11 protein-coding genes are annotated in these 13,028 nt (G+C 35.3%); 7 read left to right on the top strand and 4 right to left on the bottom strand.

All coding sequences use genetic code 11. The features are described 5' to 3' along the window. Positions 1–112: 112 nt before the first annotated feature. The 5 genes from RM573_RS01845 to arsB all read left to right on the top strand — a co-directional run bounded on the left by RM573_RS01845 (position 113) and on the right by arsB (position 6,468). Positions 113–1,192 carry a type III secretion system chaperone family protein gene (locus RM573_RS01845; protein ID WP_311576339.1) on the top strand — a complete coding sequence of 360 codons (1,080 nt, stop codon included), beginning with the start codon at positions 113–115 and terminating at the stop codon, positions 1,190–1,192. Then, entirely contained in the window at positions 1,192–4,266 is a 3,075-nt protein-coding gene (locus RM573_RS01840) for an efflux RND transporter permease subunit (RefSeq protein ID WP_311577411.1), read from the top strand. Before RM573_RS01845 ends, RM573_RS01840 begins: the two co-directional genes overlap by 1 nt. After that, positions 4,259–4,564 carry a DUF3240 family protein gene (locus RM573_RS01835; protein WP_311576337.1) on the top strand — a complete coding sequence of 102 codons (306 nt, stop codon included), beginning with the start codon at positions 4,259–4,261 and terminating at the stop codon, positions 4,562–4,564. The genes RM573_RS01840 and RM573_RS01835 overlap by 8 nt, the downstream gene beginning before the upstream one ends. A gap of 20 nt (positions 4,565–4,584) precedes the next feature. Next, a complete protein-coding gene (locus RM573_RS01830) occupies positions 4,585–5,304 on the top strand; it encodes a cytochrome b/b6 domain-containing protein (protein ID WP_311576335.1) in 720 nt (239 codons plus the stop codon). 147 nt (positions 5,305–5,451) lie between these two features. Then, positions 5,452–6,468: an ACR3 family arsenite efflux transporter gene (gene arsB / locus RM573_RS01825; protein WP_311576333.1), complete on the top strand. Its 1,017-nt coding sequence runs from the start codon at positions 5,452–5,454 to the stop codon at positions 6,466–6,468. Between the two features lie 126 nt (positions 6,469–6,594). On the opposite strand, the gene RM573_RS01820 is transcribed toward arsB, so the two are convergent. Further along, on the bottom strand, positions 6,595–7,206 hold the full coding sequence (locus RM573_RS01820; RefSeq protein WP_311576330.1) for a peptidylprolyl isomerase: 612 nt from the start codon (positions 7,204–7,206) through the stop codon (positions 6,595–6,597). A 170-nt stretch (positions 7,207–7,376) separates the two neighbouring features. Here RM573_RS01820 and RM573_RS01815 point away from each other — a divergent pair, with 170 nt between their 5' ends. After that, positions 7,377–7,712 (top strand): zinc ribbon domain-containing protein YjdM, encoded by a 336-nt coding sequence (locus RM573_RS01815; protein ID WP_311576327.1) that lies wholly within the window; start codon positions 7,377–7,379, stop codon positions 7,710–7,712. Between the two features lie 19 nt (positions 7,713–7,731). On the opposite strand, the gene RM573_RS01810 is transcribed toward RM573_RS01815, so the two are convergent. The 3 genes from RM573_RS01810 to RM573_RS01800 all read right to left on the bottom strand — a co-directional run bounded on the left by RM573_RS01810 (position 7,732) and on the right by RM573_RS01800 (position 10,774). Next, entirely contained in the window at positions 7,732–8,493 is a 762-nt protein-coding gene (locus RM573_RS01810; RefSeq protein ID WP_311576324.1) for a substrate-binding periplasmic protein, read from the bottom strand. A gap of 156 nt (positions 8,494–8,649) precedes the next feature. Then, complete coding sequence (locus tag RM573_RS01805) at positions 8,650–9,771, bottom strand: endonuclease/exonuclease/phosphatase family protein (RefSeq protein ID WP_311576321.1); 1,122 nt, start codon at positions 9,769–9,771, stop codon at positions 8,650–8,652. A gap of 190 nt (positions 9,772–9,961) precedes the next feature. Continuing rightward, positions 9,962–10,774 carry a putative periplasmic lipoprotein gene (locus RM573_RS01800; RefSeq protein WP_311576318.1) on the bottom strand — a complete coding sequence of 271 codons (813 nt, stop codon included), beginning with the start codon at positions 10,772–10,774 and terminating at the stop codon, positions 9,962–9,964. Between the two features lie 133 nt (positions 10,775–10,907). Between RM573_RS01800 and RM573_RS01795 the strand changes: the two genes are divergently transcribed. After that, positions 10,908–12,941 carry a winged helix-turn-helix domain-containing protein gene (locus RM573_RS01795; protein ID WP_311576315.1) on the top strand — a complete coding sequence of 678 codons (2,034 nt, stop codon included), beginning with the start codon at positions 10,908–10,910 and terminating at the stop codon, positions 12,939–12,941. The last annotated feature ends 87 nt before the right edge of the window (positions 12,942–13,028 follow it).

Below are 13,028 nucleotides of genomic sequence, written 5' to 3'. Positions count from 1 at the left end.
CCATACAACAAAAAAACAATTTATTTATGGAAGCTCGACATTTGTCTCATGATTGACTTTTCAAAATAAGCAATTATCACATCATACATTTCTTAAACGTTAATCGAATCATATGATGTTATTATTTATAAAAAAAAGTCTAAATTATTCTACGTTTCAATATACACTTTTTTGTCTTTTATTTATTGTTTTACTTCAAACACCGCACGCTTTTTCTTACGATAATGTAAAAAAAATTGCATTATCAACACTTGGAAGTTTTGAGACTCACTTTAATGAGATCAAACAAGTTAGCGTTATTGAAGGGCAAAATGTTATTGGCGAAGTTAGCATTAAACCCGGTGAGATGTATTCGGTCAATTTTCCATTTAATGTACAAAGTGTTCGTTACCTTATAAATAATGGAAGTTTGATTAATAAAGGAGATACTGTTGCAACCGTAGAAGGGTTTGATGTTCATCATTTTATTGATGAATATAAAGCAGCTCAAACATTTTTTATAACGGCTGAAAAACATTATAAAACCAATAAAGAATATTTTAAAAACAACATAATCAAAAGCTCTCAATGGCTGGCGATCACAAAAAACTACTTCGACTTGAAGTTAAAATTTGAACATTTCCAACATCAAATGGCCTTTCTAAATATTGATGAAAATGAAAGAGTGACGTTAATCAGTCCTAGAGCAGGCAGAGTAAAAATACCAGACTTATCAGAAAATAGCTTAGAAGGAGAGGTTGCTTTTGAGCTTTTTGATGCTGATGCTATTCAAGTCAAAGTATCCCTTCCGTTACTTCGCGCAACTCAAATATCTCACATTAAAGTATCGCCGAACTGTTTGTTAAAGATCAATAACATAGAAAATATAGCAGATAAATATTATAAAATATTATGGGCAACACCAAGAAAAGTCTCTGAATGCAATTTCACAATTGGACAAGTTTTACAAGCTACGCTAATAGAAAATTTCAATGGGTTTCAAATAAATAAATCAGCTGTTTTTGAATTTGAGGACATTAATTATATTGCTATAAAATTGAGCAACGAAGTCGTATTAACTCCAATTAATATAATGGGGTCGACAGGGGGAGATTATTACTTTACAAGCGATGAGAATATTGCAAACCAAAAAGCATTAATTAGTTCAGTAAGCATTTTGCAAGGTTACTTACTTAAACTGGGAGCAGAATGATGCTGAATTTACTGGTTAAATTCTCATTAACACAGCGACTTTTTGTCAGTGTATTTGTTTTAATGGCGATGTTTGCTGGAGTTAATTCGTGGTTAAGTATTCCTATAGATGCTTTCCCGGAAATCTCACCTACTCAAGTGAAAATAGTGCTTAAGCTACCAGGCATGAATGCGGTTGAAATAGAATCTCAAGTGACGAAAGTAATTGAAACTGAATTACTAGGTATACCTTCACAAGAGATGCTTAGATCCACAACTAAATATTCCATCACAGACATTACGATTGATTTTAAAGATGGCACAGATATTTACTGGGCAAGACAGCAAGTAAATGAACGTTTGATGGGTATTATGTCATCACTTCCCGCTAATATTAGTGGCGGTATGGCGCCAATGAGTACGCCTTTGAGTGAAGTGTTTATGTTTACGGTTGAAAACCCTTTGTTATCGCTTACTGAGAAAAGAGAATTGCTTGATTGGCAAATACGGCCATTATTAAGAACCGTATCCGGTGTTGCTGATGTAAATAGTTTGGGTGGTTATGTAAAAACTTATGCGATTGTGCCAAATATTTTAACCATGCAACAGTTCAACATTTCATACAAAGACATTGAAACGTCAATTTCTTTACTGAATAGAAATGGCGGAATTGGCCGATTAATCAAAGGTAATGATGCTTTAATTTTAAGAACAGAAGGGAAATTTGAAGACATTAATTCAATAAAAAACACCGTTATTCGCATAATCGATAATAAAGTGATTCGCCTTAGTGATATTGCCAATGTCAATGAAAGTGCTTTAACCCGATATGGTGCGGTCACTAAAGATGGTGTTGAAGCAACGCAAGGTTTAATCATTGCATTAAAGAATAGCAATACAGCACAAGTTGTTGAAGATGTAAAAAATAAATTAAAAGAAATAGAGAAATCTTTACCTGATGGAACCAAGATTAATGTTTTTTATGATCGTTCCAATTTAATTAATACAGCTATAAGCACAATAACAACTGCTTTAGGTCAGGCAGTGATTTTGGTTATTATTTTACTCGCTATTTTTCTAGGGGATATTCGCTCATCGTTGGTAGTTTCACTGTCATTACCTATGGCAGCTTTGGTTACTTTTATTTTAATGAAACAATTTGAATTATCGGCAAATTTAATGAGTTTAGGTGGCTTAGTCATTGCGATTGGCATGTTAGTTGATTCATCCGTTGTCATTGTTGAAAATATAGTCAACAGGTTAGCTAACAATCAACATTTACCCCGGTTACATGTGATTTTTCGAGCCTGTAAGGAAGTTGCAACACCAGTCTTTTCAGGAACAGTGATCATTATTATTGTTTTTACTCCGCTTTTATTGCTATCTGGTTTAGAAGGTAAGCTATTCAAGCCGGTTGCGCTAACTATTGTTTTTGCAATGTTAAGCGCTTTAGTTTTGTCACTGACTATTATTCCTATATTAGCTTCATTCATATTAAAAAATGGCCCTGTGACTCAACCGAAATTAATCACAGTGTTACAGAGTTTTTATACGAAAACACTTACAAAGGTGATCAATAAGCCTGTCGTAATAATAGTACTATCGTTTAGTGTTTTTATTTTTAGTTTCTTTCTTTTCCAAGGACTTGGAAAGAACTTTATGCCAACCTTAGACGAAGGGGATATTATCGTTCAATTAGAAAAGTCACCAAGTATTTCATTGTCTGCTTCAATCGATATTGATGAACAAGTTGAACAAGCCTTATTAAAAAATACGCCGGAAATAAAACAAATTGTTTCAAGAACTGGCTCTGATGAGCTTGGTTTAGATCCAATGGGGCTTAATGAAACAGATGTTTTTATGGAATTGAAACCGAAAGCGCAATGGCGATTTAATAGTAAAGCAGAACTTATTGAAAATATCAGGGCAACACTCAGTGATTACCCTGGCATGAATGTTGGTTTCACTCAGCCAATTCAAATGCGAGTTTCTGAAATGTTAACGGGGGGAACAGGAGATGTTTCTATTAAAGTTTTTGGCAATGAAATGCAAACACTTTCCAAGTTAGCGGAACAAATAGCCCAATTAGCAAAAGAAATTGACGGGGCTTCAGATGTTCAAATGGCTATTATTGAAGGTGGAAAATTTATCAATATTAAGCTGCTTCCCGAAGTGGCGAGTCAATTTGCTTTATCGACTGACGCACTCAGTGATTATTTAAAATCTCAAGTCGAAGGGGTACAAGTATCTTCGTTACTTGAAGGGAATCGCACTATCCCCATTGTGTTTAATGGAAACTATAATCACAAATTAAATCAAAGAGAACTATCGTCTATTCAAGCACTTAAAAAACAGTTGATACTTATGCCTGATAATACGTTATTACCTTTAGCGCAAATTGCAGAGATACGTTTCAAATCTGGTCCTTTGCTTATTGAAAGAGAAAAAGGCAATCGATTTTCATCTGTGAGTGTTAATATCTCCAACAGAGATGTTGTCAGTTATGTGAATGAGTTAGAAGCTAAAATAAAAGATAAAATAAAACTCCCAACAGGTTATACCTTATCTTTTGGTGGAGAGTTTGAAAGTCAGCAAAGAGCAACCAATAATTTACTATTATTAATTCCATTAGCACTGGTGCTTATTTTTATTATTTTATTTACAACCTTTAACTCAATTGCAAAATCTACTTTAATTCTTGCCAATATTCCCTTTGCTTTGATGGGCGGCGTGATTTCGTTATATATAAGCAAAGAATATCTATCTGTACCCGCTTCGGTTGGATTTATTGCTTTGCTAGGGGTAGCGGTGTTAAACGGCATTGTAATGGTAAGTTATTTTGAACAAACAAAGGTCTTTGCAACAGATTTAATTCTTCGTGTTATCAATGGAGCAAACCGACGACTTAGACCTGTGTTAATGACTGCAACAACTGCCATGTTTGGATTAATGCCACTTGCTTTTGCGACAGGTCCAGGCGCAGAGATTCAAAAACCATTGGCTATCGTTGTTATTGGTGGGCTTATAACATCAACAATAACCACCCTTTATTTATTGCCAGTTTTTTACTTTTGGTTGGAGAAAAAAAATGGTTGATCAAGTCATATTCACATTAAATGTACCAACTGAGCTAAAAGATGATGTTGTTGATGTGTTAATTGCCTTACCTAGCATCACAGGGTTTAATTTAAAAAATATTCATGGTTATAGCAAAGAACATAGTTTATATGATATCTCGGAGCAGGTTGAAGGCTATAAATCATATTTTCAAATTGAAGTGCTGATTTCAAAAGTCAATATTGATAAATTAAAAAGCAACGTAAGTTCAGTTTGTCCTAGTGCCAAGTTAAAATATTGGATCACTCCAGTATTAGACAGTGGTCATTTTGAATGAACTCAGAAAAGGAACATATTATGAGTAACAAAAGAGAGCAAGTGTTTGTTTGGAGTCGTAAAATTAGGCTTTTTCATTGGATTAATGTCATTTGTATTTCATTACTGATCATTATTGGTGTCATTATTCTTAATAGTAAACTGATTGGGGTTAGTACTGACGGTAAAGTGTTATTAAAAACGATACATGTGCTTGTCGGTTACGTTTTTGCTTTCAACCTAATCATTAGAATTATGGTTGGCTTTATAGGCAGAACACATGAACGATGGACTGAAATTTTACCTTTTCAAAAAGGGTTTAAAGCCGAGTTAGTGAACTTTATTCAAGGGAAAAAGAGCACTTACAAAGGCCATAACCCTGCGGGAAAATTGATGGTATTTGCTTTACTTTTTTTAATGACAATTCAAATGATTTCAGGGTTAGTGATTGCAGGAACAGACATTTACTACCCTCCATTGGGAAAATATTTTGCCCATTCTATTGCTATTGATAAAGACAAAGCGAATGAAATTAAGCCATATTCAAAGGATAACGTAGATGAAATCGCTTATAAAAAAATGAGAGAAGTTCGCAAACCTTTTATTACTGCACATGTATATGGCTTTTATGGACTGATATTTTTGATCCCACTGCATATTATTGGAGTTATCATTGCGGAGAGACGAGAGCGAAGCGCTTTAGTGTCTTCAATGGTGAATGGTTATAAGTATCTCCCCAAAGAGACTGACCAATATAAATAACTATCACCTCTGTTAGATCCAGTGATATAACTCTTGAAGAGCAAAGTGTTTTACGGTGTTAATTTATGCTTGGTAACCGACACGTTATTATTTTTAAATGCTGATGAATTATGGGTGTAAGCTAGCTTAAAACAATAAGGATTTTTTGTGGGTATTTTTGAACGTTTTCTTTCTATTTGGGTGGCTTTAAGCATTGTTTTAGGTGTGATTTTAGGTTTGTGGCAGCCGAATGTTTTTCAAGCCATCGCAAACCTTGAAATGGCTAACGTCAATATTGTTGTCGCAGTTTTTATTTGGGTAATGGTTTACCCAATGATGGTTCAAATTGATTTTTCAGCAATCAAAGACGTTGGAAAGAATCCCAAGGGGTTGATGTTAACTTTGGTGATAAATTGGCTCATCAAACCTTTTACTATGGCGGCCCTAGGCTGGTTATTCTTTAATTTTATATTTGTCGATTTAGTCGATCCCGCTTCTGCACAAGAGTATATCGCAGGTATGATTTTGTTAGGAGTGGCGCCTTGTACAGCTATGGTATTTGTGTGGTCACAATTAACCAAAGGTGATGCAAATTACACTTTAGTGCAAGTGTCAGTAAACGATGTGATTATGATTTTTGCTTTTGCGCCAATCTCTGCCTATTTATTGGGGGTTAGTGATATTCAAGTGCCTTGGGAAACTTTAATTATTTCTGTTGTCTTGTATGTGCTATTACCATTACTAGCGGGGATTATCACCAGAAAAGCACTAAATGAATGGCATGCGGAACAATCAATAGAGCAATTTCTATCGCGCTTAAAACCTTATTCTGTTATCGGCTTGTTAGCAACCGTGGTATTATTATTTGGTTTTCAAGCAAATACTATCGCCTCAGACCCTGCCACTATTGGCTTAATTGCCATCCCATTAATGATTCAAACCTATGGAATTTTTATTATTGCGTATGTCGCGGCAAAATGGATGAAATTACCTCAAAATATTGCCGCACCGGCTTGTTTAATTGGTACATCTAACTTTTTTGAATTGGCCGTTGCCGTGGCTATTTCGTTATTTGGTTTACACTCAGGTGCAGCGTTAGCAACCGTTGTTGGGGTTTTGGTGGAAGTGCCGGTGATGTTGTCTTTAGTTTATATCATCAATAACACACAAAGCTGGTTTGATTAATTCGTGACTAAGCTTGTTCACCCAATATTCACAATTTTCCCCGTAAGTTAATTATGTTAGCCATGGCAAGAATTAATCATTCAATTAAAAATAGCTTGTTGGTAAATCGTAGAAAAATCAGACAGCCTATTCTTCATCAAGGACAACCACCCTTAAAATAGTGATCATTTTTTTCGGCACGGTTGGATAGCCTAATTGCTCACTATAACCTACTTCTACTTTAGAGATAGCTTCAACCACGTCATAGCCTTCGATTATTTCGCCAAATACCGCATAACCCCATGAGTTTCCGGGATCTAAATTTGTATTGTCATTTAAATTGATAAAAAATTGATTGGTGGCAGAATGAGCATCACTTAGCTGTTTCGCCATGGCAATGGTGCCTTCTTTGTTTTTTAAACCGTTGCCTGATTCGTTAAAAATAGGCTCATCAGGTTCTACTTCCGTGTAATTTGTCATAAAGCCGCCACCTTGTATTAAGTATCCTTCTTCGACTCGATGAATAAGTGTTTGGTCATATTGGCCACGAATCACATAACCTAAAAAATTATCTACGGTGATTTTAGCCCTTAGGCGATCAAGCTCTATCACTATACTGCCCATAGAAGTATCAATACGCACTTTAGGTGATAAATTATCGGGTTGAATATATTGTCCTTTGGTATTGGCGGCATTCAACGGCAAGGTAGTAAAAGAAAAAGATAAAATTGCCAAGCTTAAACATAATATTCTGATCACGGTTGTACCTTACGATTGCGATATAGCGTTAGGATGATTCAATATTTTAACGAGAAACGACAGAAGGTACACCTTAAATGTTTGGCTTAGCGGGTTATTTTTACTTTTCAATGCTTAAGTTACCTTGATAAAATAAGCTTCAGTGTCTTATTAATTTTTTTACATCAACCATGAGTGAAACTTTACCACATTGCCCTAACTGTTCTTCAGAATATGTTTATCAAGATCAAGCGCTTTTCATTTGTCCTGAATGTCATTATGAATGGAACCCTGATGAGCCTGATGAAGATGAATTGATTGTCAAAGATATTCACGGTAATCAATTATCCGTTGGTGATAAGCTAATCTTAGTGAAAGACTTACGAGTAAAGGGAAGTTCGACAGTACTAAAAATTGGCAGCAAAGCTACGATAAAACGGTTAATTGAGGGCGATCATCCTCTCGACTGTAAAGTAGAAGGATACGGCGATATGTTAATAAAAGCAGATAAAGTTAAAATGGCTTAATAACAAGCGTTATTGTAATTTATGCTCCCCATTTGCTCATTATTTTATCATAAGTGCCGTTTTCCTTAATCTGCGCTAACGCTTTTGATAGTTTATCAACTGTCTTGTCTGGTGTTGATAATCCAGTGGCAAGAAATAAATCTCCTGGAAAGTCAGTTAATTCAATAACCGCTTTTATATCACTTTGCTTAAAACCGATACTGGTCATTTCTTTTTCGATAGCAATAAAATTAGTTAAGATGAAATCAATGTGCTGTTCAAATAACATATTCCACATATGTTTATAATTAACCGACAAATGCATGTTTTTATTGACAGTAAATCCAGCATCTTTTAAATATTTTTCAGAATGATAACCCCGTATCGTGCCGACAATATGTTGCTTTGCTTGTTCGAGGTTTTTTATATTTATATCCTCTCTATTTTTTAGACCTACTAAAAAAGCTTTGCTTTTGAAACTTTTGCCAATCCACTTGAATTCTGCTGCTCTGTCATCACTTTTCATCAATGAAAGCATAACGACATTGGGGGTTTCATGGGTTACCGTGTAAATACGAGCAAACGGCATTAGCTCAATTTTATAGGGTATTTTTGCTTGCAACATGACGGCATCAATCAAGTCGACTAAAATGCCTGTTGGTTGATTATTTTGGCCATTAAAATGATAAGGAGGTAAATCTTCAGCAACAAAAATGAGTTGTTCAGCAACACTAATAGATGACAAACTCACCATCATTAAAGTCAATAAACGTATGAAAAACTTCTTAATATTAAGTTTCATATTCACTCTTTATTTATCGCTGGTTTAAAACAATCGAAGAGTAAATCTTTAGCTGAAGTGGCTAATAGGTCTTACTCAATCCCTTTCGCCTTTACCTTAACAGTAGCACCGATAAGGTAATAAGGTAAGAATTAGTTATTCGACTAGCGCTAATTTTTACGATCGTAACGTTAAAGTGACTAAAACAATGCCATGGTCGGTACTCTCACCATCGTAGTCAAAGATAGGATTGATTAAATGTTTATCATAAGTTTGATGGTTACTTACTTGATAAAGACTGTTGTGATTACTAGCATCAAATTCACAAGACAATAAAATGTAGTCTAACACTGATCCTTTTCCAGCAAAATAATGAGTAGGGATACGCTCTGCTGTTTTTTGCTGGTTTGCTTCACGTGAGTTAGAGACCAATAAAGTATTTCCATCAAGCTTCTCGTGATTCTTATTTGCATAAGTGGTGTTGTTTAATGCCACTTTTTGACTTAATTGCCAAGCATCTTGTAGGCAATATTTGGCTAGGTATTTATCACAATCGGATGTTGAAGCGAAGCGGAGCGTATTGGTTAGTAATTGATTTAAAACGCCATCGTCTAACGGGTGATTAAAATCTCCCAATAATATGATGGGATATTGTGTTTGTTCACGCCGAGAAATTATTTCTGCCATCAATAGTGTGGCTTCGCTACCGCGTTGTACGGTTGATCCCCAACCACCAACCACTTGAGCTTTAAGCGTTTCTATGATTGTTTTTTCTGCTGACTGATTAGCATTTTGCTCATCATATTCGATCATCGAACGTTTAGACTTGAAATGGACGACATAACAGTCGGTATGACCTAAATGAGGAATATCAATCGTCGCTCTTAACAGCTGACGGGTGAAGGAAAATTCATCAGATAATCCTATAAGAGAGGCTAATTCATTATTCACTTTTACTGAATTGGTTTGAATAATAGCGAATTTAGATGCAATGGCGACAACGGGTTTCGAATATATAAAGTCATCTTCAATATGTGGTTCATCAACAACAGCAAAGTGGTTATAGCCTTGTTTCTCAACTAACGCTTTTAAAGATTCAATGCTAAAAACTTCTTGGAAGCCAATAATATCTGGTTGATATTCATTGAGATAATTCGCTATCCAATGTTGTTTTTTTTGCCATTGTTCAAGGCTATAAATTCGTTCAAATTCATAGTAAGCGTTCGGTGGTTCAAGATAATTAAATAAATTGAATGTCGCGATTTTTAATTGACTATGGCTTATCTTCGGAGGTAACAAAGGGGTAGCAGGATTAATTTTTTGACTCTTCTATATTGCTATTATTTAAGATTATATAACTATACCTTAAATAAACTTTTACACTAGATTATCGCTTATGAAAATGACAGAAACATGAAAGCTAGTCGTCATTTATCGTAAATTATTTCTCAATAAAAAACGATAAGTGACGAAAGTGAAGTCGAAATGGTTACTCATTTTCGAAGGTACAAGGAAGGTTCGTTTGAATGGTTGTTGAAGCAAGTTGTTTTAAAAGTTGCTGGGTAGCCCCGTCGACTTCATTTGAATTGAGCACAGGCAGTAACTCAGCTGATTGACCGGTGATCACTTCGTAGAAAATAAAAGCGGTTAATAACCGGCCAGTTAATGAGGCGTGGTTACCATCGTCATGATGTAAATTTATTGTGGGCTCAGTCATCATCACTTTGTCCCAAGTTAAGCCAACCGGTGCCACACAAGCTCTTTGTGTGGCAGCTATGCTAGTATGAAGCGCGTGAATACGTTTTCCTTCCTCGGTATTCCCTTTTTGGGGATGTTCGGGAAATAAAATTGGTGTAATGTTCAATGACTTTGCTGTATTTATCCATGCTTTCGTAGAAGCTGTTGAGTAATCATACGCACCTGATTGCGAATATTTTTGTCCTTGTAAAATAAGATGTGTCCATGGTTGGCTTTCTAATAATGTTAAGCGTCTTTGCTGGCTACTTTGGTTATCGAGAAAGCCTCCTCCGGCATTAACAATATTGACGGTTAGATTTTCATTACTTGCATGGAGCAGTAATTTTATCAGCGAGTCTAAGCCAGCAGTATGACTATTACCAAACATTAAAATTTGATAATGACTGGCAAAGCGATTATCAGGTATGGCTAGATTTGAAGACGATAATCCAGTTTCCACCACCGCTTTATCTTTTTCTGATATTGAAGTCTTCGCGCTTTTTGAGTCGCTAGAGCAAGCAGACAAAAGAAAAAGCAGAAAAAATATATAAATAATTGAACGCATTTTCATTCCTTGTTGTTTACAAAACTTGTTTGATGTTAATTGGCTTTAGTTTGTCAGCTTATTGATTCAACACAATAAAGAGGTGACAATGAATAGATAATGAAATGGTAATGAATGACAAATAAGGTACTTAATGCACTACGCTTTTGGCAGTATTGTTGTAGACACAGAACAAATAATCGTCACTAAGCAAGGTGAGCCTTTAGAATTTGAGCCGCGTGTTTTTGAGCTATTAGTCTTTTTTTGTCAACACCCTTTAGAAGCAATCCCCCGAGAAATATTAGTCAACGAAGTATGGGATGGGCGAATTGTCAGTGATGCAGCCGTAAATAGAGCGGTTGGAGAGTTAAGAAAATTAATCGAAGATCAACCATCTAAGCCACAATGGATCAAAACCGTCAGCAAAGTTGGTTATCGACTTACAGTCAAACCACGTTTAATCGGCTCTTTTGAAAATGACAGTAAGAATGTCAAACCTAAGCTCAAGATCACTCAACGTTTAAAATTGTTTAGCCTCAAAAGTATTTGGATTGTAAGTTCAGTTTTACTGATGGCGATATTTATTTTAATTTTCAATGATGCTAAAAAAACTGCTCACGTAAAAATTGTAGATCGACAACCTGTCACTTCAACCATGGGGAGTGCCTTTAATCCATTTTACGCCAGTACCACTAAAACCTTGTATTATTTGCATCGCTCAGAGCAATCAACTCATGCTCAAGTCTATTTTCAGCAAAATAATATGACAGCGAAAAGGCTTTCACAGGATAATTTTTATTATACCGACGTGATTGCGGCTAACGATGGAAACATTTATGCCACACGATTGAATAACCTTGAAGAAAGGGCCTGTGAAATTGTTTTTTTTGATAAGAAGAGCCAGCAGTTTCATCGTCTTATCGAATGCGGAAAAAGAGTTTTCACACCGATTGTTCATGATCAACGAAAAAACCGTTTAATATACCGGTTTAGAAATAGTATTTCTGAGCCTTACGCCTTGTATTCTTATCAATTAGATACGGGACGAAAAACACAACTTACCCATCCTGCTCAATCAGGGAATAACTTAGGAGATTATCTTTTTGCTCTTTCCAAAGATAACTTGAGTTTAGCGGTTGTCGAGTATGACGCAGATGGCACAGACAGATTAAAATTACTTGATTTAGCGGATAATAAAATACAGACCAATGTCCCATTTATTAATAATGTTTATGGTTTACTTTGGCAAGATAATCATCAACTTTTGACATCAAATAATACTGGTTTATATCTCTACGATGTTAAAAATATCGCCTTTGAAACGGTGGAAAAAAGTGACCAATTTGGTCGTTTGATGCAAGACGACAATAATCAGAAAATTTTCAGTGAACGGGGCCAATCAACCGTTAATATCTTTAAATATTCAATAAATAAAGCACAACCTCAAGCGCTAACTCGAAGCAGTGGTATAAGTCATCGGGCAAAATTTGCTAGCCAATCAAATAGTTTTGCTTTTGTCTCTGATAGAACAGGGCAGTTATCTATTTACCTCAAACAAGATGAACAGGTCCCTTACGCGATAGAATTTGAAGATACGATTGAATTTGTTAGCGCAATGTCGTGGTCAGCCGATGATGAAAAACTCGTCGTTAGTATGAATAATCGTTTATATCTCTATTCTGTGAAAGAAAAAACTTGGCAACCATTAGTGCCTACATTCGGTAAAGTTCATCATGTTACTTTTGTGAATGAGTCTATTATGTTCAGCGCAGAAGTTAATGGAAAATGGAATATTTGGCAATTAACCTTACATGATTTACAAGTGAAACAAGTCACACGTAAAGGTGGTTATAGTGTGCAAGGCAATGATAAGTATGTCTATTTTACTAAATTTACCCAACCCGGCTTATTTCAAATAGATTTAGAAACACAAATAGAATCACAGATTATCCAATCTTTACCCATTACTGGATGGCGTCATTGGCAATTACGAGATGACAAAATTTATTATATATTGAATAAGGAATACCGTGTTTTCGATGTGAATTCTAGGGTATCACAGCCAATATATCGTTTTGATCAAAAAGTACCATTTAGTTGTGATATGACTTTTAACCATCAAACTTTTGCTTGCGAAAAAGTAGAAGTGAATACCAGTAATATTTGGCAATTTCAATTAGCACATTAAGCGCTTAAAAAGTTGTCCATAAAAATCGAATAGTGATGTTGAAACCTTCATTTTTAAGCGATAATTACTCAGCAGTTCATTGTGGGT

It is taken from the genome of Thalassotalea castellviae (assembly GCF_031846185.1).
Lineage (GTDB): Bacteria > Pseudomonadota > Gammaproteobacteria > Enterobacterales > Alteromonadaceae > Thalassotalea_H > Thalassotalea_H castellviae.
The sequence above is the reverse complement of the archived record's forward strand: the minus strand, read 5'-3'. Positions and strand labels throughout refer to the sequence as shown.

What these genes read in the sequence shown, in the direction of transcription:
- RM573_RS01845 (WP_311576339.1), top strand. Translation starts at nt 113, where the DNA reads ATGATGTTATTATTTATAAAAAAAAGTCTAAATTATTCTACGTTTCAA.
- RM573_RS01840 (WP_311577411.1), top strand. Translation starts at nt 1,192, where the DNA reads ATGCTGAATTTACTGGTTAAATTCTCATTAACACAGCGACTTTTTGTC.
- RM573_RS01835 (WP_311576337.1), top strand. Translation starts at nt 4,259, where the DNA reads ATGGTTGATCAAGTCATATTCACATTAAATGTACCAACTGAGCTAAAA.
- RM573_RS01830 (WP_311576335.1), top strand. Translation starts at nt 4,585, where the DNA reads ATGAGTAACAAAAGAGAGCAAGTGTTTGTTTGGAGTCGTAAAATTAGG.
- RM573_RS01815 (WP_311576327.1), top strand. Translation starts at nt 7,377, where the DNA reads ATGAGTGAAACTTTACCACATTGCCCTAACTGTTCTTCAGAATATGTT.
- RM573_RS01810 (WP_311576324.1), bottom strand. Translation starts at nt 8,493, where the DNA reads ATGAAACTTAATATTAAGAAGTTTTTCATACGTTTATTGACTTTAATG.
- RM573_RS01800 (WP_311576318.1), bottom strand. Translation starts at nt 10,774, where the DNA reads ATGCGTTCAATTATTTATATATTTTTTCTGCTTTTTCTTTTGTCTGCT.
- RM573_RS01795 (WP_311576315.1), top strand. Translation starts at nt 10,908, where the DNA reads ATGCACTACGCTTTTGGCAGTATTGTTGTAGACACAGAACAAATAATC.